We start from the raw sequence: 20,384 nt of genomic DNA, 5'->3' as shown, positions 1-20,384 counted from the left end.
AGTCACTGGTTGTATTCGTTCTGCCGGTACCGGGCCAGGTTGACCGGGTCGGAGAACCATTCGATGGTCTTGCGCAGTCCTTCCTCGCGGGTGTGCCGAGGACGCCATCCGGTGCGCTGCGTCAGCTTCGACGCGTCGCACACCAGCCGCATCACCTCGGAGTCCTTGGGACGCAACCGCCGCGTCTCCTCGACGATGTCGGCGCGGGCGCCCATCAGCCGCGCGATGTCGCCGACCAGGTCGCCGATCGACACCTCCGAACCGGACCCGGCGTTGAACTGCTCGCCGAGCACCGCCGACGCCGGGGCGGTGCCCAGCGTGACGAACGCCTGCGCGGTGTCGGTGACATAGGTGAAATCGCGCGTGGGTTCGGTCGCCCCGAGCCGAAGCTGCCGGGCGCCGGACGCGAGTTGCGTGATCACCGCCGGGATCACGGCGCGCGCGGACTGCCGCGGGCCGAAGGTGTTGAACGGCCGGAGCGTGACCGCGGGGACTTCGAAGCTCAAGTGGTAGGACTCGACCAGCTTGTCCGCGGCGATCTTGGACGCCGCGTAGGGCGATTGCGCCTGCAGCGGATGCTGCTCGCTGATCGGGACGCTGCGGGCGGTGCCGTAGGTTTCGCTGGTCGAGGTGTGCACGAGTCGCGGCGTGCGGCAGGCGCGCACCGCTTCGAGCACGTGCAGCGTGCCGATCGTGTTGGTGTCCACAAAGGACCGCGGAGCGGCGTAGGAATACGGGATCGAACCCAGCGCCGCGAGGTGGTACACGGTTTCGGCGCCTTCGACGAGTTCCCGGACGGTCCCCGGGTCGCGCACGTCTCCGAACACCACGTCGACGTTCGCGCGGATCTCCGGATCCACGGTGTCGAGCCAGCCCTGCGAGCTGTACATGTTGTAGAGCACCATGGCGCGGACTCGATGCCCGCGCCGCACCAGCGCCTCCACCAGGTGCGAACCGATGAAGCCCTCGGCGCCGGTGACGGCGGCAAGTCCCGTCATGAATCGATCCCTTCTCTGCATGGCTTCGCTACGTGTGCCGCGACGGCTTGCCCAGGACAGCCAGGGCGTACGCGCCGAAGAACAGGAGCAGCCCGACTGTGGCGGCCAATTGCGCGCGCAGCCCGAAGTCCCGGCCCGCGAACTCCAGCGCGAACGCGACCGCGCAGGCGGCCGGCGGAACGACCCGAAGTCGGGTGGTCTGCAGGAGCAGCGCGAGGAACATCGCGCCGCCGAGCGCCAGGTACGCGGCGATCTGCGGATAGGCGCTCCCGCCGGGCTGCGCCGGCCCGATCGCCCACGCGATCGCGGAGACGGCCGCGATGAGGACGGCCGTCGCGATCAGGTACTGCCCCAGTGCGGCAAGCAGGATCAGCCGGGCCCGGCGGCCGAACGCGCGCAGCTTTCCGGTGGCGCGCAGCAGCCGCCAGCTTCGCCGCCGGAACCAGAACAGCGTCCATTCGGCCGCTCCCATGCTGAGCGAGAGAGGAAGGGCGGCCAGCAGCGCGCCCGTGTTGATGCCGGTCCGGCCGGCACCCCACCCCGGCACCACGGGGAAGGCGATGAGCGCGGCTGCGGCCAGCCCGAACGAGGCGCTCGGCAGAGCGGCGACCAGGTCCGCGAACGCGAACGGCTTGCCCGCGCCTTTGCCGATGCCCCGCGTGACCCACATCGACATCGCGAGACCGCACAGCGGCGTCACCGCGAGCGCCCACGCGACCGGGACGGCGAACCCGTTCGGACGCCCCATCAGCAGGAACACTGCCCCGGCAAGGAAACCCGGCGTCAGGACGAGCAGCAGCAGCCGCTCCGCCCCCAGCACCATGAGCACGGTCGCGCTCAGCATGTACAGCCCCTGGCCGAAGCCGAAGGCCAGCGCGGTCAGTCGCGCGTCGACCACCAGCCCGGTGACCGCCATCGCCAGTGCGGCGACCGCCACGGTGCCCAGAAATCCGTACCGCAGCGTCAGTTTCGTCGCGGCGGCATCACCCCGCCCGAGCCGCGCGTAGCCGAGATAGGCCAGTCCTTGGCTGACCGGCCACGAAACCAGCATCGACACCAGCAGCACGGTGATCGAGCCGGGACCGCGGAGGAGACCAGTGGCCGCGGGGAAGAACATCGCGGGCAGGCTGTAGATCAGCCCGTGCAACGCCGGGCGGCCCAGCCCCAGCCGCCACGGATCCTCGGCGCCGGGCGGCTCGACCGGGTCGGCGGGGACGCGCCGGTGCATCTCCTCGGCCAGTTCGAACACGTCGGCGTAGCCGTACTTCTCCCGGACGGCCTGGTCGTTGAGCCCGTCGAACTCCAGCGCCGCGGCGATCTCCAGCGGGTCGACCGCCGACCGGCACACCGCGGCGAATTCCTGGCACAGCTCGCCGACCCCGTCCCGCTGCCCTCGGCGGCCCGGTGCCTCCAGCAGGGCGTGCGGCGGCACGGCCTGCTGGAGCCCGGACAGGGTCCCCGCGCTCATGCCGATTCCTCCGCGTACCGCAGCGGAAGACCGGAGCCGAGCCGCTCGTACAGTTCGTCGAACGTCTCCACGGCCCGGTCCACGGTGAAGAACTCGAGCGCCCGCGCCCGGGCCGCGGACCCGAGCCGCAGCCGGAGTTCGCTGTCGCGCAGCAAGCGCACGCACGCGTCCGCCATGGCGCGCGGATTCCGCGGCGGCACCACGATCCCGGTGTCCGCGATCGCCTCGGTGACGCCGCCGACGTCCGTCGCCACGCACGGCCGCCGGCAGGTCATCGCCTCGAGCACGCTGTACGGGAATCCTTCGGACAGGCTCGACAGCACGACCACGTGCCCCGCCTCGTAGGCGTCCCGGATGATCTCCACCCGTCCCTCGAACCGGGCGGCGCCGTCGATGCCGAGTTCGACGATGAGGTCCTCGCACTGCCGCAGGTATCCTTCGCGTCCGCCGGGCGGGGAACCGAACAGCCGCAGCTTCGCGGCCGGGATCTCCTCGCGCACCAGCGCGAAGGCCCGGATCAGCGTCTCGAGGTCCTTGATCGGATCGATGCGCCCGACCCACGAAACGGTCGGAGCCTCGGGTTCTTCTTCGAAGGCGGGGAAATCGTCCGGGTTCACTCCGTTGTAGACGGTCTTGATCGACTCGGCGGCGGCGCCGAGCCGCTGTTCCCATCGCGTGTTGTAGACGTTCCCGGGCGTGATCACCGCGGCTTCGCGGTAGCCGAGCGCGCAGAGATGGTGGAGGAACCTCAGGTAGAAGGCCTTGACCGGCCAGCGGTACGGGCCCTTGCGGGCGTGCAAGTACTGCTCCCGCAAATAGATGCCGTGCTCGGTGACGATCACCGGCATGCCGTAGCGCCACTTGACGGTCAGCGCGGGCAGCACGCCGAGCCCGTTGGTGACCGCGTGCACCACGTCGGCGGGCTCCGGCGGGTGCGCGAGCGGACGGAGCGAATGGTCGAGCAGTTGCAGCGCGGTGAGGGCGTCGTGCAGGCTCGGCCGCACCGGTGCGGTGTCCGGCCACTGCCCGCACCACAGCCGGGTGAACTGCTCGAACGCTTCGTCGGTCGCGAAGGCGCCGGTGAGGCTTTCGCTTTCCGCGTATTCGAAGAACGCCCGCAGTATTTCGCCGAACCGGGCGGGCGCCTCGGGCGAATTGTCCGCCAGCACGTCGACCAGCTCGGCCAGCAGGGCGGAGAAGCGCCGGCGACCGGTCCGGCCGGGCTTCCGCCCGGCCGGACCGCTTCCCCACAACGGGACGCTGAGGACGGACGCGACGTTCGCCGGGAGCTCCCACGCGGGCTGCTCGGCGCCGGTGGCGACGAGCGCGACCACGTGGAAGTCGTGCTCCGGCATGCCGCGGACGAGCTGGTCGCACCAGACACTGACCCCACCGAACTGGTGCGGGTAAGTGCCTTCGGTCATCAGCGCGACCTTCATCGCCGGCTCCTGTCTTACGGCGAGGTCGGGAACGGGGTGGACGGCAGGGTCAGCACCAGCGGGGAGGAGCCGAGCGTGGGGTACGCCGACCGTTCCCCGGCATAGGCGTTGCCGTAGGCCGGGCTGCCCTGTTTGGTCTGGGCCGGGGCGGTGAGCGGCGCCGACGTGCCCGCCGGCCCGGTGACGACGACCGACGTGCCCTGGACGTAGCCGGTCACCGTGCCGGCGTTCTGCGTCGCGGTCCACTGGCTCTGGGACTGCAGCGCCTGTCCTTCCTGGGTCATCGTCGCGTTGACGACCGGCGTGCTCGTCGCGAAGACAGTGCGGTAAGCCGACAACAGGCCGCTCGTGAACTGCAGCGCCAGGCGGTCCTGGGTCAGGTTCGACTGGTGCATGTAGTACGGCCGCGGGTCGTTCTGCAGCACGGTGCTCAGTGCGATCTGGATCGACTGCGGCAGGATGTAGGAATCCCATCCGGTGCTCGGGTCGAGCGGTGCGATGCAGGTGCTGGTCGTGCTGTTCTGGCAGATTCCGCTGCCGCCGTTGGCGGTGGAGGTGTAGATCCAGTTGTACTCGGAGACCTCCTGCGCCTTGGTGGCGACGTTGTAGAACACGTTGACCGGGTGCCGCGGCACGCCGAGCGCCGCGCCGACGGCCCGCTGGTTCGCTTCGCGGGAAGCGTCCAGCCCGAGCCACTTGACCCCGTCCGGGCCCAGCGCCGCGTCGAAGTTGGGGTTGTCGACCGGTTGCTGGGGCAGGATGAACGTGCCCGAGTGCTCCCCGGCGACCAGCTCGCCGCCGCGCACCGGGATCCCGTTCTGCTTGGCCCACTGGATGTTCTGCTTGATTTCGCTGTTGATGGTCGACGAGGGCACCCAGAGGATGTTCCCGCTGGAATCGGTCGCGCACCGCCACGGAATCACCGTGAAGTCCTGCTGACAGCCGAGGAACTGGTGGGTGTAGGTGTGGTTGACCCAGCGGAACTGGTTGACGCCCTGCAGCTGGAACTGCAGCAGCAGCGGGTCGAGCAGCGCGCCGTTGTCGGCGAGGTACTGCACCGAGGCGCCGCCGTTGTACAGCATGTCGAGCGTGAAGGTGTTCTGCTGCTCCCATTGGGCGGCGTACGAAGCGTCGGTCGCGGACATCCGCGCTGGCGTGGTGTCCGGCGTGCCGGCCGGGCAGGTCCCGTCGCCGGGGGTGCACTTCCCGACGTCGCTCCAGATCGCGTCGTAGTTGAAGACGTCGTCGATGTTGACGCTGAAGTAGTTGCGCCAGTATCCGAAGTGGACGCCCTTGGTCACCCAGTCGACGATGCCGTGCGCCAGATACCGGAACTGGCCTTGGTAGTAGTTGTAGCCGAAGCTGATCTCCAGCTGCTGCCGGTTGCCGGTGGTGTACACGCCGGCGAGCGTTCCGGTGGTGGCCGAGCCGGGGATCGGCGCGGTCAGGAACGACGTGAAGGACGACGTCGCGGTGTTCGCGAGCGGTTGCCCCAGATAGCCGTAGGACAGCGGGCCGCCGGGCTGGCCGTCGAAGGCGAAAGTTCCTTTAAGGTAACGGAACGCGTCCGCGCGCGCGGCAGCGGTGACCGTGGCGTTGACGCCGTCGAGCGACCCGGCGTAGGCCGGCGCGTTCATGCCGACGTTCGCGGTCGGGTAGACGTAGCTGTCCACCTCGCGCACCGCGTACCCGGTTTCGTAGTTCGTCAGCGCGGTCCGCTCGTCCGCGGACAACCCGGCCGGCGAATCGCTGGGCAGCACAACGCCTTCGAACTTCGCGTGCGGCGTGCCGTCGGAGAGGGTGTCGGCGAGGAACCCGCTGGTGATGACCGGGCGGGCGCTGTTGTTGAGGTCGACCACCGTGGTGGCGACGCCTTCGGACGCCATCTGCTGCCGGAGGCCCTCCACCCAGGGCGAACCGTCGGTGACGACGAGGACGTTCAAGTCGACCCGCGGCGGCCCCGCCGCGGCCGCGATGCCCGGCGCCACGACGAATCCGCAGCTGCATCCGAGCGCCAGCGCCAGAGCGGCAGCCGGGCGCCATTTCCTGAGATACTTCACGCCAACTCCTTCTCCCACTGTGTCGAAAGTCGGCCGAACGGCATTCGCGGTCCGCGGGAACCGGTCTTCCGTGCGACGCTAGGCGCGTGCGGCGCGACGCGGCTCATCAAGCAGGACGAGCGCCGTTACGACCGCGAACCGGTTGCCCGTCCGCCGATCCGTCGCACGACTGCCTTCCGTGACCGCGCGGTCGCGCGTTCGCCGCGGGCCGCATTCCCGAGGACACCGCGACCCGGACCGCCTCGAGGCTGCTGCCGACGCCGAGCTTGGTGAGGATCTTGTGCGTGTGGGTCCGGACCGTGTTGGTCGAGACGCAGAGTTCCCGCGCGATCTCGGAGCGCCGCTTGCCGTCGACCATGCTGGCCAGCACCTCGCGCTCCCGCTGGCTCAGCATGTCCAGCGGGCCGCTGCGGTCACGGGCCCGGCGGACGTCGTCGCGCAACGCGCGCAGCACCTCGCCCAGATGCACCGCCGGATACGTGCCTTGCCCGAGTCCCGCGGCGTGCAGGACCGACACGAGATGCTCGATCGTGCTGTTCTTCGGCACCCAGGCGATCGCGCCCGCCTTGGCGGCGACGACCGCCAGGTCGGTTTCGGTGCGATCGGTCAGCACCACGACGGACAGGTGCGGGAATTCCTCGGCCAGCCGGCCGAGCAGTTCCCCGGGATCGCCGCCGCAGTGCCCGATCTCGACGGTCGCGACATCGGGGCGCGACCCGCCCATCCGTTCCAGCAGCGCCGGGTCGTGCACGGCCGCCCCGCCGACCACGCAGACCCCCGGCGCGAGCGACAGCCGCGCGGCCAGCGCGTCGCGCAGCATCTGGTGGTCGTCGACGAGGAAAAGCCGCACCGGGGTCATCTCGTCACGATGCGCGGCGCGCACTCCGAAATCATCGTGCACGGACATGAGCACGGTCTCCTCCGATCGCGGGACCGCTGGGCCGGCGGCGCAGCCGGAACCGCTTGCGCCGCGCGGCGGCGAGGTCGTCGTAGAGGTCGTCGATGCGAGCCGCGACCGAGGCCATGCCGTACCGGTCGACGACCGCGGGCACCGTCTCGCGCGGGCGCGGCCCGGCTTCGATCTCCTTGCGGATCTCCGCCCGCAGGTCGGCCACTCCCCCGGGAACCTGCCGTGCCCGCTCGGTGGCGATGCCGTCGAGCGCGGGGCAGGCGGTGAACAGCGCCGGCATCCCGTTCGCCAGCGCCTCCAGCACCGACAGGCCGAACGTCTCCTGCGCGGAGGTGGAAACGTAAAGGTCGAGCGCGGACAGCATGGCGAGGCCGTCGGCCTGGTAGCCGGCGAAGAGCACGTGGTCGGCGACGCCGGCCACGGCCGCGATCCCTTCCAGGCGTTCCCGGTCCGCGCCCTGGCCGACGATCAGCATCTTGCACTTCTCGCCGAGCAGCGGAGCGGCGGCCTCGATCGCGATCTCGATCCGCTTGGCGGCGTCCAGCCTGCCCATCACGCCGAGCACGAACGCGTCCTGGTCGATTCCGAACCCGCTGCGGGCGTCCCGCCGGCGCACCGGGTCGAACACCAGGCCCTCGAACTCCAGCCCGTTGGGAATCGTGACGATCTTGCGTTCCCGCACGCCCCATTTCACGAGCCGCTCGCGCACGGTTTCCGACACCGCGATCGTGGCGTCGGAGAACAGGTCGGTGGCGAGGTACAGCGCGCGCACGCCCGCGGTCATCCGGCGGCGCTCGATGTGGGTCTCGCCGATCGAGTGCTCGCTGGTGACGACTACCGGCGTGCGGGCGAGCCACGCGGCGACCCGGCCGTAAAGGCACGCCCGGTACAGGTGGACGTGCACGACGTCGATCTTCTCGGTGCTTATCAGCCGCGCGAGCCGCAGCACGGCGGACAGTTCGGTGTTGCGGCGCATCCGCAGGTCCCGCACCCGGCCGCCGTCCTCGCGGATCATCGCGGCCACCTTGGCCGGGTTGTAGAGCGCGAGCACCTCCGCGTCGTTGCGGGTGTGCTGCAGCAGCATCCGGACCTGCAGTTCGGCGCCGCCCACATCCAGCCCGGTGATGACGTGCAGAACTCTCACGGTTCTCCTCCTTCGGATCGGCGCGATCGGCGCAGACCGCTGAACGGGGTGCCCGCGGTGCGGACGAGGATGACCAGATCGGTCCAGAGCGAGCGGTGTTCGATGTAGGCGTTGTCGAACCGGACCCGCTGCGCGATCGACGTGTCGCCGTGGAGTCCGTGCACCTGGGCCCAGCCGGTCACCCCGGCGGGCACCCGGTGGCGGTGCCGGTACGCGGGAACGCTCCGGTCGAACCGGTCGGCGAAGTACGGCCGCTCCGGCCGCGGGCCCACGAGCGAGAGGCTGCCGCGGAGCACGCACCACAGCTGCGGCAACTCGTCGAAATGGCTCGCGCGCAGCCAGTGGCGCAAGGTGCCGCGGCTGTCGTCGCGCACGGCCCAGCTGGTGTCCGGACGAGGATCGTCGAGGGTGCGGAGCTTGAGGACGGCGACCGGGCGGCCGTCCTGGCTGAGCCGGACCTGCCGGAACAGCACGGGGCGGCCGTGGCGCACCAGCAACGCGAGCATCAACACCGCGAGCACCGGGGCCGTCGCGAGGAAGAGGACGCCACCGGCGACCACGTCGAACAGCCTCCTGCCGAGCCTTCCGGTGCGCGGCGAGGCGAGCGGGAGCAGCGGGATCGCATGGATCTCGTCGCGGTGCCGGGCGGGAATCCGGGTGCCCAGTTCGTACAGGCGCGGCACGACCGACACCCGCGTGCGCCTGGTCCGGTTCGTGCGGAAAAGCTCGGCCAGGTCGGCGTCGGTCGCGGCCGGGAAGCAGACGATCACCTGCCGCACCCGGTGCCGCGCGCAGAGCCCGGGCAGGTCGGCGAGCGTGCCGAGCAGCGGGAGCTCCGACTCCGGCCCGGGCGGAAGCCGGTCGGCGAACCCCAGCGGGCACAGCCCGTATTCGGGATGAGCGGCCAGGATCCGCCCGGTTTCGACACCGAGAGCGCCGGTGCCGACGAGCAGCGCCGACTCGGCCACCCACCGGTGCCGTCGCGCCGCTCGCACCGCCGCGAAGCAGGCGAACCGCCCCAAGGCGAGCGCGGTGCCGGCCATCAGCGCAGTGCCCCAGTCCAGTCGGAAGGGCACGGCCGGAACCGCGACGGCAAAGGCGAGCCAGGGCAGCTCGTCGGACACGCGCAGGCAGATCCGCTGCCGCTGCGTTCCGGCGAGACGCAGGATCGCCAGCACCGCGCCGGCGTAAGCGACCTTCGGCCACCACGGGCCGCCGGTCGCCGCGAGCACGGCGAACAGGGCCCCCGCGTCGCACGCGGGCAGCGCGGCCGTGCGCGCGAACGAAGTCCGGAGCCGGGTGCGCCGCGGGATTTCCGCGATGCCGGGCCGGTCCGGGCTGATGCGCGCAACGGGCGCCTCGGTCGTCATCCGAACTGCTTCGCGACCGTCCGGGCCGCGTAGTCCGCGCCGTAAACGAAGCGCATGACCGGACCGAAGGAACTGGCGACGACCGGTCCGGCGAACCACAGCCCGGGGAGGCTGGACCGGAACCCGCCGTCGACCCACGGCGCTCCCCCGATCCGCCGCAGCTTCACTTGCAGCGCATCGTCGAGGAACGAAAGGTGCGCGACGGCGGGACGGTACCCGGTAGCGGCGATGACGTGTTCGGTCTCGAGCTGTTCGGTCGTGCCGTCGGCGGCGCGCAGGCGCAGGCGGGCCCCGCCGGCGACCGGCTCGCCGCCGACGATCGACCGTCCGAGCAGGGTCGGGAACTCTCCCTCGGCGCGCGTGCGCAGCCACGACGCTCCGGCGGGGCCGAGCGCGGTACGAGCCCGGCGGATCCGCACCCGCGGCGGCAGCGAGCGGTACACGCGCGGCCGCGTCGAGTAGAACCACGTGGACCACCCGGAACCGAGCCCCGCCTCGGGTTCGCGCAGCTTGCGCAGGAGCGGGCGGTCCGGCGGCAGCGGCGGGCCGTTCCACGCCACCTTCGAGGCCCGCGCCACGAGCCGGACGCTGGCGCCGCGTTCGTGCAGCAGGGTCGCGGTTTCCAGCGCCGATTGACCGGCCCCGACCACGATCACGTCCTTGCCGCGGAACCGGCCGAGGTCGCGGTGCGCCGAGCTGTGCGAGCAGACCTGCTCGGGCAGCCGGGCGAATTCCGCCGGCAGGTGCGCGAAGTGCTGGACACCGGGCGCGCACACGACGTGCCGGGTCCGGACGACCTCGCCGTCGTCGACCTTGAGCTCGTATCCGCCGCCGGTGCCGGTGATCCGCTCGACCGTCCGGTCTTCGAGGCCGGCGGCCTGCGCGGCCCGGAACCAGTCGCCGTAGGCGACGAACGTGTCGAGGGGAACCGGGACGCCGTAGTCGCCGTACTCCCTTCCGGTCTCGCGGCAGAACGCGGCGAGCGTGTGCGTGCCGGCCGGATCGGACAGATTCGACGCGAAGCCTTGGGACTTCAGGAACATCCCCTCCGGCATCGCATCGCGCCACAGATGCATCGGCGTCCCGAAGTGCCGGAACCGCACGCCCTTGCCGCGCAAGTGGGCGGCGATCGACAGGCCGTACGGACCCGCTCCGATTACGACGACTTCGGGTTGGCTGATCATCGGTTCCCCTTCCGGTGCTGCGCCGCGGCACGGCCGCGGCGGTGTCTCGGGGTCGGTTCGTCCGGCCGGTGCGCGGCCGGGAACGGACGGCGCAGGATCCGCCAGGCCAGGCGGGCACACATCAGGCCGAAGGGCGCCAGGTCGTCGCGGGCGAACCAGGCGAGTTCGTCGACTTCGCGCAGGGACCTCAGCCAGTCGCCCGGCCGCAGCTGGCTGCGGCGCCAGGAGCCCAGCGCGGCGAACGGGTCGTAGTTCTCCACGAGGAACCCGCGCCGGACCGGGTTTCCGACCGGGATCTCGCGGCCGGTGAGGTGCAGGTGGGCGGCGACCGCGACGTCCACCCCGGCGTCGTCGGCGAACAACCGGAACTGGGCGCCGAGCCGCGGGTTGAAGTCCAGCAGCTTGTACCGGCCGTCGCGCGGGTCCCGCCGGAGGTCGAGGTCCATGATCCCGCGGTAGGACAGCCGCTCGAGCATCGTCTGGACGGCGTCGCTCAGTTCGGCGTTCGGCTCGGCGGTGCCGAACGCGGTCAGCCCGGCCCCCGCCGGATAAGACCGGTGCTTGCGGCCGGTGAACGCCGGACGGCACACCGAATGCTCGTCGCAGTAGCCGTGGAAGAACCAGTCAGCCTCCGCGCCGCCGGGCAGGTACTCCTGGAGCATCAGCTCGGCGCGCTCCATCAGTCCCCGCAGTTCCTCGCGCGTGCGCACCAGATTCGTGCTCCGCGTCCGACCGGCGCCGGACGGCCGCCACGGGCGGACCAGTTTCGCGATCACCGGAAAGCCGTGCGCCGCGCAGAAGGCCTCCGCTTCGTCCCACGAGCGGGCGAGCGCGGTCGCCGGCGTGGGCACGCCGAGCCGCAGGCAGATCTCGTGCAGCGAGTACTTGTCGGCGAGCAGCGCCGGGAGCCCCGGATCCGGTTCGGGGAACAGGAAGGCTTCGCGCAGCTTCGCCTGGTACTCGGCGACGAACAGCGCGCCGGCGTCGTCGGTCGGCAACAGGACGGCGCGCTTGCCGATCCGTTCGCTGATCCGCAAGAGACCGGCCAGCACCCGTGCGGCGTCCTCGGTCCCGGGCCGCCACCGCCATCCGCCGCTGAGATAACGCGAAGCACCGGCCGGCGTGAACCGTTCCTCTTGCACCGCGTAGACCGGGACGCCGAGCCGGCCCAGCGACCGGATCACGCCGAGGCCGCCGTGGTGGAACACGTTGGCGTCGAGCTTCAGCACGAGCGCGGGCGTGGCGCGGTCCACGTCGGGCGGCGAATTCGGCTGGCGGCGCATCGGCTACTCCTGGGGCAGACTCGGAAGACGGTCACATGCCGGGATCGATCGAACCTCGCGCAACCGGACGAGGTTCCCTACGCACAGGGGACGGTTTCGCGTACTGGACACTCGCCTCGGCCAACCGCGCCAGCGTCTCCCGCAGATCGAAGAGCCGCCCCGCGCGGCGGGCGCCGGCCTGTCCTTCCCGCTCCGCTCGCGCCGGGTCCGCGAACCGCCGGAGGATTTCGCCTGCGAGTGCGGCCATCGGAACCGCGGCCCCGGTGTCCGGGCCGATCGCCTCGGCCAGTCCTTCGACGTCGGTGGCGACCACAGATCTCCCGCACGCCATGGCTTCCAGGACCGTCAGCGGGAGACCTTCCCAGCGAGAGGGCTGAACGACGACGTCGGCCGCGCGGTACCAGGGCCGAGGGTCGTCGACGCGGCCGACGGAACGGACGCCGGCGGCCGACGGCGCTTCGCCGGGGCCGACCAGGACCAGGTGCGCCGCGGGGAATGCGGCCCGGATCCGCGGCCAGCTCGCGACGAGACGGTCCTGGCCCTTTTGCCGGGTCAGTCGCCCGACGCATACCGCGACGGGCACGTCCGGGGCGATCCCCACCGCGTGCCGCGCGGCCGTTCTCGTCATCGCGCCGGGGCGGAACCGGGCGAGGTCCACTCCGTTGCGAATGACGGTGAACGTCCCTCCGACGCCCTCCCGCCGACCGGCTCGCGCCTCGCCGGTTCCGACGCAGACGGTCGCCGCCGTCCACCGAACCCCGTAGCGCTCCCAAACCCGTGCCGCGCGGGCAGATCCGCCGGCGGCGGCCAACCAGGACCAGCCGTGCGGCTGGAACAAAGTCGGCACGGCACCCCGCACCGCCAGCCGCCCGGCCAGACCGGCCTTCGCCGAGTGGAGGTGCAGCAGATCGGGTCGGAACGCCCGAACCAGGTGGCGCACCCGCCGCACCTCGGCCGCGGTGGCGGCTCCCGGGGTCCGGCCGGCTTGCCAAGGAAGCAGCAGGATGTCTTGGCGCGCAAGCGTTTCCCGCAGCGCAGAGGGGCCGGCGACGGCGACCCGCCAGCCGCGCGCCCGCTGGTCCGCGGCAGCTGCCGCCACGTAAGCCGCCGCGCCGCCGTCCGCGGGCTGGACGACGTGCAGAACCGAGAGCACCGGGTCAGTCCCTGACCGCGGGTTCGAGCCGGCTGTCCCCGGTCCGGATGCGGTGGCGCAGCCGCTTCGCGCGCAGCCGGAGGCCGGTGTCGCGGTCGCCGACATAGACTCGCGGAATTGCGAACCGCGAATCCCACGCGCTGTGCGAAACCGCGCAGGCATAATCGTATCGGGCTTCCCGAACGGACGTGATCGTTTTTCCGTCGACGTCGCCATAGGGATAGCAAAAACCCGTCACCGGCGTGTCGATCACGGATTCGAGCAGCTCCCGGCTGTGCAGCAGTTCGTCTTCGACTCCGTCCGGCGGGAGCGCGGGAACGTGGACATGCCGCATCCCGTGCGAACCGATCTCGATCCCCATGGCGACCAATTCCCGAAGATTTCTCGCGTCCATCAGGCGCTTGCGCGGACCGTCGCCGTCCCATTCGTTGGTGCCGCCGAGGCGGCCGGCGATCGCGAATACCGTCGCGGTGAAGCCGTACCGCGCGAGCACCCGCGGAACGTGGTCGAAGAAATCGAGGTACCCGTCGTCGAAGGTCAGGCCGACGAGGTCGCCGCCCTCGCCCCGGCGACGGCGGTCCAGCAGCGTCCGCATCGAGACGCCGCGCCGGCCATGGCGCCACAGCCAATGCATCTGCGCTTCGAAACGTTCGGGACGAACCGTGATGAGGTAAGGATCTTCGGTGTAGCTCGCGATCGAGTGATACATGAACACGAGCGGCATTTCGTCCGGCGGATCGCCCATCGGCCCTCCCGGTTCGGATCCGGCCCGGCGACGCCGCGCAGCCGGAGAACCATCGGACGGTAACGCGGCCGGAAATCCCGGCGGATCGGCAACGAGGACGATTGCGGCTCGCCCCGTTTCCGGAGATCACGTCGAGGAGGGCCGTAACCTTCCTCGCGCGGCGCACGATTAAAGGGCGTTACGAATGGCCGTCGGGGCGAGGTGCACAATGTCATCGGAACTTTTGCGGCACACCGATACCGGGCCTGCCCCGGGACTCTTCTCCGGTGATGTGCTGCACGATTTAGGACACGGCTTGTTCGCTTTGTCCTGTTTGACCGAATCGGTGCTGAATTCCGAGCGCCTGTCCGCCGGGGCGCACCGCCGGATCGCGGTGATTTCGGACGAGACCGCCCGCTTGCTGGCCTTGGTCCGGCAGGCGTCGGCAGCGGAGTGCGCACCGAAGCCGGTGGACGTGGTCGCCTTGCTCGAGTGCGCGGCGCAGATCGCGACGCAAACCGGCGGCGCGGCGGTGAAAGTGCGTGCCGACGAACCGGTGCTGCTCGTGACCGACGAACTGTCGCTGTGGCGTGTGATCACGAACCTGGTCGGCAACGCGGCGCGAGCGGCGGGCCCGGGCGGAGAGGTCGAACTGTCCGCCGAACCGGGTCCGCCGGTGACCGTCGCGATCGCCGACAACGGCCCCGGGTTCGGCCGCGGACCACAGGGCTGGGCTGCGCGGGGGCTGCGGATCGTGTCCGAACAAGCCGGTGCCGGAGGCGCTCAGGTGCGGTTCGAAGACCGCACGCCGCACGGCACTTGCGTCCGGCTCGTGTTCGCGACGCCGGCGGACTGACCCGATGGCGAGCCTGGTCATCGGCGACGACCACCAGCTGTTCGCGGACGCCCTCGGCACCGCGCTCGGCCAGCAGGGCTTCACCGTGCTCGCCATCAAGCTCACCCTCTCCGCCACGATCGACGCGGTGGCGGACCTGAACCCGGATCTTTGCCTGCTGGACCGCCACTTCTCCGACGGCGAAGGAACCCGCGCGGTCGCCGACGTCCGCAGCGCCGACCGGAACACGAAGGTCATCATCCTGACCGCGGACCGAGATCCGACCGGAATGGTCCTGGCGATGGCCGCCGGGGCAGCCGGATTCGTCCACAAGACACTGGGCCTGCCCGCCTTGGTCACCGCCATCCGCCGCGCTTACGCGGGCGACATCGTCGTGGAATTGCCTGCCGCGAGCCCGAGATCCCGAGGAGACATGGACGCCGTGCGGCTGGCGTCGTTCCTGACGACCCGGGAGCGGCAGTGCTTGGCATTGCTGGCAGAGGGCCTGGACACCACCGCGATGTCCTGGCGGCTGGGCGTGTCGGCGACGACGGTGCGGACGCATGTCCAAGCGGTGCTGACGAAACTGGGCGTCCACTCGCGCCTGCAAGCGGCTTCGCTGGCGGTCCGCCACGGCCTCGTGGACGGCGTGGATCTGCCCGCCCGGCACGGGAGCCACGAAGGCCCGCACTGACGGCGAGCGCAGGCATCGGTCCGGATGGCGCCTAGGTCATCCCTCTGCACCATTGCGCGATGAGACAGCGGCGATCATCAAGCGTGCGCATGCTCCCGCGCCAGCCGCCGGCGCCGATGGGCGGCCATCCGGACCGGGGCGTCCGTCCAGCCGTACCCGTCGTACTCCCCCAGCCGCTGGACCAGCGCGAGGAATACCCGGCCGCCGAGTACCTCCGTGCACACCTGCAAGTACGCGCCGTCCGGGTTTTCCTCGTGCAGCACTCCGAGTTCGCGGTACTCGGCGATCCGCTCGGCGGGCAGGTCCAGCCGAGCGGCCAGATCGGCGTAGTAGTTGTCCGGGATCGCCAGCAAGGGTGCGCCGGCAGCACGGGCGGCGCGGGCGGCGGCGACGACATCGTCCACCGCCAAGGCCACGTACTGCGGTTCGGACACCCCGGGCGCCCACTCGCCGCGCCGCAGCAGCGACACGGTCAGCGCGAGCCGGACGCGACGGTCGGCGTCCGCGACGGCCCGGCTGCGCACGAGGCCGAACGGCGCGGCGAATTCGCCGTCGGCGGCCGGTTCCAGTCCGAGCACGCTGCGGTAGAACAACACCGCCTCGTCGAAGTGGTCGAACGGCTGCGCCAGTCCTACGTGGTCGATCGCGGTCACGCCGATGCCCGGGGCTGTCTCGCCGGTCGGGACGAAGTCGCCGGTCCAGTCCTCTTCGGACCCGGTGCGGCAGAAGAACAACGCGGTCCCGTCGGGCGCGGTCACCGCGGCCAGGTCCGCCTCCGCCGGACCCCGTTCCCGCGGCAGCCGTGTGGCGTCGAGCCAGGTCGCACGGTGCGCGGCTCCGGACGGATCGGCGGATTCGACGGCCAATGCGCCGACCGCGGCCGGGGAGCCGGACCGGTTCACGAGAATCCGGGCGCTGCCCTGTTCCCACCGCTCGACCGGCTTCGTCCGATGCTGTCCGGTGCGCGCGAAGCCGAGCGCGGCCAGGACAGGGCTCAGACTGTCGTCCGCGGACAGCTCGACGAACGCGTGCCCGCGCACCGCGGGCGCCGGCGGGCCCGCGGCCGCCGGCAGGGTCGCCTCGGCCAGTGCGAGCAGCGAACGGTGCGCGTCCACGGCTGCCCGCGCCGGGTCTGCCTGCCGGAACACATCGTTGAAGACCTCCAGCGACAGCGGGCCGGAGTACCCGGCAGCCAGAACCGGGGCTAGGAAACCAGGCAGGTCGAACGCGCCCTGTCCCGGGAACAACCGGTGATGGCGGCTCCATTGCAGCACGTCCATCGACAGGTGCGGCGCGTCGGCGAGCTGGAGGAAGAACAGTTTCTCGCCGGGAATTCCGGCGATGCCCGCGGGATCCGAACCGCGCGAGAGGATGTGGAAACTGTCCAGGCACAGTCCCAGGGCGGGGTGGTCCGCCCGGCGGACGGCCTCCCACGAGCGGTCGTAGGTGTTCACGTGCCTGCCCCAGGCCAGCGCCTCGTACGCGATCCGCAGCCCGCGCGCGCCGGCGCGTTCGGCCAGCTCGCGCAGCTGCTCGGCCAGCACATCGAGGTCCTCGACCGCGTCGTCGGCGACCGACGAGCACACCAGCACGGTGTCCGCGCCGAGCTCCTCCATCACGTCGAACTTGCGCTCCGCCCGCCGCAGGTTCGCCGCGAACCGGTCCGGCACGGTCGAATCCAAGTCGCGGAACGGCTGGTACAGGTCGACCGACAGGCCAAGATCGGCGCAGCGCAGCCGCACTTCGCCCGGCGGCAGCGGAGACGCCACGAGGTCGGGTTCGAAAATCTCGACCCCGTCGAACCCGGCGGACGCCGCGGCGGCGAGTTTGTCCTCCAGCGCACCGGAAAGGCACACGGTGGCGATGGCGGTCCGGAAATCACGCGACACGGCCGGCACCTCCTTCGCCGCCGACCAGCTCGGCGAGATGCCGCAGCATCCTGGCCGGATCGGGTTCCCGTCCGCTGAACAACCGCAGCGCCTCCGCCGCCTGGTGCACCGCCATCCGCCCGCCGTCGAGCGTCCGGCAGCCGCGCGCGCGTGCCGCCCGCAGCAACGCCGTTTCCAGTGGCCGGTAAACGATCTCGGCCACCCACAGCTCCGGGCGAAGCACCGAGACCGGCAGCGGCAGGCCCGGGTGCTCGGCCATGCCGACCGGGGTCGCGTGCACGAGCCCGTCGGCGGCGGCCAGCGTTCGCTCCAGCGCGCTGGCCGGCGAGCCGATCGCCCGGCCCGAGCCGAATCGCGCCGCGAGGTCGTCCGCGAGGCGCGCCGCCCGGCCGGCGTCGACGTCGAGCACCGTGAGCGAACCGGCGCCGAGGCTCAGCAGCGCGTGCGCCGCGGCCGCCCCGGCACCGCCCGCGCCGAGCAGCACGACCCGGTCCAGCGGCGCGCCGGGCAGCCCGGCGACGAAACCGTCCCGGAAGCCGGACCAGTCGGTGTTGTGCCCGATCGCCCGGCCGCCGGAGAAGACCACGGTGTTCACCGCGCCGATCGCGGCGGCGTCCGGGGAAAGCTCGTCGAGATGCCGCAGGACGGCCTGCTTGGCGGGATGGGTGACGTTGACCCCGGCCAGGCCTTCCGCCGCGACGCGGGCGAGCAGGTCGCCGACGGCCTCCGGCGCCACGCCGAGTTCGTCGAGGTCGAACCGGGCGTAGGCGCAGTCGAGCCCGAGTTCGCGGGCCTCGCGCTCGTGCAGCGCGGGCGAAAGGGAGGGCCCGATCCCCGCCCCGATGAGGCCGGTCAGCAGCCGGCCGGGGCCGGAAGCCGGCCGGGTGGTGCGGTCCTGCGGCATGGAACTCCCTCGCCTCCGATGTATGTACCAGTTAGTTACTTGTACCGTGTCGGAGCGCGGAAGGGAAGCCGGCGGGCGGATATCCTCGGCGGCGTGAGCACAGCAGCGCAGGACGGCCCGGTCCGCGCCGAGGCGAACGGGTCCGCCGAGCCCGCGGAAAGGCAGCGCGACGCCGAACGCACCCGGGCGGAGATCCTCGACATCGCCACCGAGGAGTTCGCCGACCGCGGGTACGACGGCGCGCGCGTCGACGAGATCGCCGCCCGCACCCGCACCACCAAGCGGATGATCTACTACTACTTCGGGAGCAAGGAACGCCTCTACGTAGCCGTCCTCGAGCACGCCTACCAGGGGATCCGCGCCCTGGAGCAGCAGCTGGACGTCGACCACCTCGACCCGGCCCGCGCCATGCGCGCGCTCGCCGAACTGACCTTCGACCACCACGAATCGCATCCCGCGTTCATCCGGCTCGTCGGCATCGAGAACATCCACCACGCCGAGCACCTGCGCACCTCGCCGATCCTGCCCGGGCTCGCCGCGCCCGCCGTCGACGTGCTCGGCGGCATCCTCGACCGCGGCCGCGCGGCGGGACTGTTCCGCGAGGACGTCGACGCGCTCGACGTGCACATGGTGATCAGCGCGTTCTGCGTGTTCCGGACCGCCAACCAGCACACCTTCCAGGCCATCTTCGACCGCGACCTGCTGGATCCCGCGCGGCGCGCGCACTACCGCCGGATGCTCGGCGACCTGGTCCTGGAGTACCTCACCGCGCACGTCGGCCGGGCCTGAGACCCACCGGATCCCTCGCCGGGTCTTGACACCACGGGGTTCGCTAACTCACCATCCGGTACATAACCAGTCGGTACATTCCGAGTGGACGAACCCCGGCCGCCGCGCGCGGCCGCCAAGGAGGCAGACGTGGACGACGCCGTCCTGCGCCCGGATCCGGCCACGCCGGACTCCCCTCGCCGCACCCCGCGCAAAGCCGCCGTGTCCTCGTGGATCGGCAGCGCTCTCGAGTACTACGACTTCTTCATCTACGGGACGGCCGCGGCGCTGATCTTCCCGAAAGTGTTCTTCCCGCACGGCAACGCGGCCGCCGCGACCGTCGCCTCGCTCGCCACCTTCGGCGTCGCCTACGTGGCGCGCCCGGTCGGCTCGTTCCTCTTCGGGCACCTCGGCGACACGATCGGCCGGAAACGAGTGCTGCTGCTGACCCTGTCCGGGATGGGCCTCGCGACCTTCCTCATCGGCGTCCTGCCCGGATACAGCACGATCGGATTCGCCGCACCGATTCTGCTGCTGGTGCTGCGGCTGGTGCAGGGTCTCGTCGTCGCCGGAGAACAGTCGAGCGCCGGTTCGACGACCCTCGAACACGCCCCGCCGGGCAAACGCGCGTACTTCACCAGCTTCACCCTCGCCGGCACGCAGTTCGGGCTGATCCTGGCCACCGCGGTGTTCCTGCCGATCTCGGCGATGCCGAGCGAGGAACTGCTGTCCTGGGGCTGGCGGATCCCGTTCCTGCTCAGCGCCGCGGTGACGGTGGCCGGCTGGTGGATCCGGCGGTCCCTGCACGAAAGCCCGGAGTTCGAGACCGCGAAGCACGAACGCGCCACGCCCCGGGCTCCGCTCGCCGTGCTGCTGCGCCACCACACGCCGGACGTGCTCAAGATCGTGTTCAGCGCACTGGTGTCGGTGTCCAGCACCATCGTCACCATCTACTCGCTGACCTACGGGGCCTCCACCATCGGCATGTCCCGCACCGCGCTGCTGTGGATGATCATGACCGGGAACATCGTCGCGCTCGTGGCCATCCCGCTGTTCGGCAAGGCAGGCGACCGGTTCGGCCGCAAACCCGTGTTCCTCTTCGGCTCCCTCGGCGTGGCCGTGCTGATCTGGCCGTTCATCTGGGCGGTCAGCCAGAACAACCTGGCCCTCGTCTTCGTCGTCGGAATCCTGTTGTCCGGCATCGTGTACAGCGCCTACGGCGGCGTCGGCTACGCACTGTGGACCGAGCAGTTCGGCACCCGGGTCCGGATGTCCGGCGTCGCGGTCGGCACGCAGTTCGGCTTCGCGCTCGGCGGGTTCGCGCCGTCGGTCGCCGCCGCGCTGGCCGGGCCCAAGCTGGCGAACTGGATGCCCGTCGCCGCGCTGACCACCGCCGCCTGCGTGGTCTCCGCGCTCGCCGTGCTGACCATGCGCGAGACCTACCGCACACCGCTGGCCGACCTGGGCCGCCCGGTCTCCCGCCCCGCCAATGACGAGCGCACCGTCACCGCTTGACGCCCCGCGGGCGGGCGGCCGAACCGCCGCCCGCCCAGGAGTCCAC

At 71.3% G+C, this 20,384-nt stretch carries 17 protein-coding genes; 4 read left to right on the top strand and 13 right to left on the bottom strand.

Going from position 1 to position 20,384, the window contains the following annotated elements; genetic code table 11:
- Positions 1–2 precede the first annotated feature (2 nt).
- The 11 genes from H5411_RS23135 to H5411_RS23085 form a co-directional block, all read right to left on the bottom strand.
- Positions 3–998 carry a GDP-mannose 4,6-dehydratase gene (locus tag H5411_RS23135; protein ID WP_101438709.1) on the bottom strand — a complete coding sequence of 332 codons (996 nt, stop codon included), beginning with the start codon at positions 996–998 and terminating at the stop codon, positions 3–5.
- A 28-nt stretch (positions 999–1,026) separates the two neighbouring features.
- A complete protein-coding gene (locus H5411_RS23130; RefSeq protein WP_101438708.1) occupies positions 1,027–2,466 on the bottom strand; it encodes a hypothetical protein in 1,440 nt (479 codons plus the stop codon).
- Positions 2,463–3,905 carry a GT4 family glycosyltransferase PelF gene (pelF, locus tag H5411_RS23125; protein WP_158242537.1) on the bottom strand — a complete coding sequence of 481 codons (1,443 nt, stop codon included), beginning with the start codon at positions 3,903–3,905 and terminating at the stop codon, positions 2,463–2,465. Before pelF ends, H5411_RS23130 begins: the two co-directional genes overlap by 4 nt.
- A 14-nt stretch (positions 3,906–3,919) precedes the next feature.
- Positions 3,920–5,965, bottom strand: a complete 2,046-nt coding sequence (locus tag H5411_RS23120; RefSeq protein WP_183124975.1) for a hypothetical protein — start codon at positions 5,963–5,965, stop codon at positions 3,920–3,922.
- A gap of 106 nt (positions 5,966–6,071) precedes the next feature.
- Complete coding sequence (locus H5411_RS23115; RefSeq protein WP_244194800.1) at positions 6,072–6,872, bottom strand: response regulator transcription factor; 801 nt, start codon at positions 6,870–6,872, stop codon at positions 6,072–6,074.
- A complete protein-coding gene (locus H5411_RS23110) occupies positions 6,856–8,019 on the bottom strand; it encodes a glycosyltransferase (protein ID WP_183124974.1) in 1,164 nt (387 codons plus the stop codon). The genes H5411_RS23115 and H5411_RS23110 overlap by 17 nt, the downstream gene beginning before the upstream one ends.
- A complete protein-coding gene (locus H5411_RS23105) occupies positions 8,016–9,389 on the bottom strand; it encodes a sugar transferase (RefSeq protein WP_101438704.1) in 1,374 nt (457 codons plus the stop codon). The genes H5411_RS23110 and H5411_RS23105 overlap by 4 nt, the downstream gene beginning before the upstream one ends.
- Positions 9,386–10,573, bottom strand: coding sequence for an FAD-dependent oxidoreductase (locus H5411_RS23100; RefSeq protein WP_101438703.1), 1,188 nt, complete (start codon positions 10,571–10,573; stop codon positions 9,386–9,388). The genes H5411_RS23105 and H5411_RS23100 overlap by 4 nt, the downstream gene beginning before the upstream one ends.
- Positions 10,570–11,856, bottom strand: a complete 1,287-nt coding sequence (locus H5411_RS23095) for a carboxylate--amine ligase (protein WP_183124973.1) — start codon at positions 11,854–11,856, stop codon at positions 10,570–10,572. Before H5411_RS23095 ends, H5411_RS23100 begins: the two co-directional genes overlap by 4 nt.
- Before the next feature lie 31 nt (positions 11,857–11,887).
- The gene (locus tag H5411_RS23090) at positions 11,888–13,009 is read right to left on the bottom strand and encodes a glycosyltransferase (RefSeq protein WP_158242536.1); all 1,122 of its coding nucleotides are present in this window, start codon (positions 13,007–13,009) and stop codon (positions 11,888–11,890) included.
- Positions 13,010–13,013: 4 nt separating this feature from the next.
- Entirely contained in the window at positions 13,014–13,754 is a 741-nt protein-coding gene (locus H5411_RS23085) for a polysaccharide deacetylase family protein (RefSeq protein ID WP_101438701.1), read from the bottom strand.
- A gap of 208 nt (positions 13,755–13,962) precedes the next feature.
- Between H5411_RS23085 and H5411_RS23080 the strand changes: the two genes are divergently transcribed.
- Both H5411_RS23080 and H5411_RS23075 read left to right on the top strand, forming a co-directional pair.
- Complete coding sequence (locus H5411_RS23080; RefSeq protein WP_143271454.1) at positions 13,963–14,589, top strand: sensor histidine kinase; 627 nt, start codon at positions 13,963–13,965, stop codon at positions 14,587–14,589.
- 4 nt (positions 14,590–14,593) lie between these two features.
- Positions 14,594–15,262, top strand: coding sequence for a response regulator (locus H5411_RS23075; protein ID WP_101438699.1), 669 nt, complete (start codon positions 14,594–14,596; stop codon positions 15,260–15,262).
- A 77-nt stretch (positions 15,263–15,339) separates the two neighbouring features.
- Here H5411_RS23075 and H5411_RS23070 read toward each other — a convergent pair whose 3' ends face one another.
- Complete coding sequence (locus H5411_RS23070; protein WP_101441190.1) at positions 15,340–17,151, bottom strand: sugar phosphate isomerase/epimerase and 4-hydroxyphenylpyruvate domain-containing protein; 1,812 nt, start codon at positions 17,149–17,151, stop codon at positions 15,340–15,342.
- On the bottom strand, positions 17,141–18,055 hold the full coding sequence (locus tag H5411_RS23065; RefSeq protein WP_101438698.1) for a shikimate dehydrogenase: 915 nt from the start codon (positions 18,053–18,055) through the stop codon (positions 17,141–17,143). The genes H5411_RS23070 and H5411_RS23065 overlap by 11 nt, the downstream gene beginning before the upstream one ends.
- 192 nt (positions 18,056–18,247) lie before the next feature.
- Between H5411_RS23065 and H5411_RS23060 the strand changes: the two genes are divergently transcribed.
- Both H5411_RS23060 and H5411_RS23055 read left to right on the top strand, forming a co-directional pair.
- The gene (locus H5411_RS23060) at positions 18,248–18,844 is read left to right on the top strand and encodes a TetR/AcrR family transcriptional regulator (protein WP_376772211.1); all 597 of its coding nucleotides are present in this window, start codon (positions 18,248–18,250) and stop codon (positions 18,842–18,844) included.
- Positions 18,845–18,973: 129 nt separating this feature from the next.
- Entirely contained in the window at positions 18,974–20,338 is a 1,365-nt protein-coding gene (locus tag H5411_RS23055) for an MFS transporter (RefSeq protein ID WP_101438696.1), read from the top strand.
- Positions 20,339–20,384: the final 46 nt, after the last annotated feature.

The organism is Amycolatopsis echigonensis, assembly GCF_014174495.1.
Classification (GTDB): domain Bacteria; phylum Actinomycetota; class Actinomycetes; order Mycobacteriales; family Pseudonocardiaceae; genus Amycolatopsis; species Amycolatopsis echigonensis.
This window is presented reverse-complemented; position numbering and strand designations above follow the sequence as displayed.

Excerpts from the sequence above, each read along its gene's own strand:
- H5411_RS23135 (WP_101438709.1), bottom strand. The coding sequence starts at position 998 with ATGACGGGACTTGCCGCCGTCACCGGCGCCGAGGGCTTCATCGGTTCG.
- H5411_RS23130 (WP_101438708.1), bottom strand. The coding sequence starts at position 2,466 with ATGAGCGCGGGGACCCTGTCCGGGCTCCAGCAGGCCGTGCCGCCGCAC.
- pelF (WP_158242537.1), bottom strand. The coding sequence starts at position 3,905 with ATGAAGGTCGCGCTGATGACCGAAGGCACTTACCCGCACCAGTTCGGT.
- H5411_RS23115 (WP_244194800.1), bottom strand. The coding sequence starts at position 6,872 with ATGTCCGTGCACGATGATTTCGGAGTGCGCGCCGCGCATCGTGACGAG.
- H5411_RS23105 (WP_101438704.1), bottom strand. The coding sequence starts at position 9,389 with ATGACGACCGAGGCGCCCGTTGCGCGCATCAGCCCGGACCGGCCCGGC.
- H5411_RS23100 (WP_101438703.1), bottom strand. The coding sequence starts at position 10,573 with ATGATCAGCCAACCCGAAGTCGTCGTAATCGGAGCGGGTCCGTACGGC.
- H5411_RS23095 (WP_183124973.1), bottom strand. The coding sequence starts at position 11,856 with ATGCGCCGCCAGCCGAATTCGCCGCCCGACGTGGACCGCGCCACGCCC.
- H5411_RS23085 (WP_101438701.1), bottom strand. The coding sequence starts at position 13,754 with ATGGGCGATCCGCCGGACGAAATGCCGCTCGTGTTCATGTATCACTCG.
- H5411_RS23080 (WP_143271454.1), top strand. The coding sequence starts at position 13,963 with ATGTCATCGGAACTTTTGCGGCACACCGATACCGGGCCTGCCCCGGGA.
- H5411_RS23075 (WP_101438699.1), top strand. The coding sequence starts at position 14,594 with ATGGCGAGCCTGGTCATCGGCGACGACCACCAGCTGTTCGCGGACGCC.
- H5411_RS23065 (WP_101438698.1), bottom strand. The coding sequence starts at position 18,055 with ATGCCGCAGGACCGCACCACCCGGCCGGCTTCCGGCCCCGGCCGGCTG.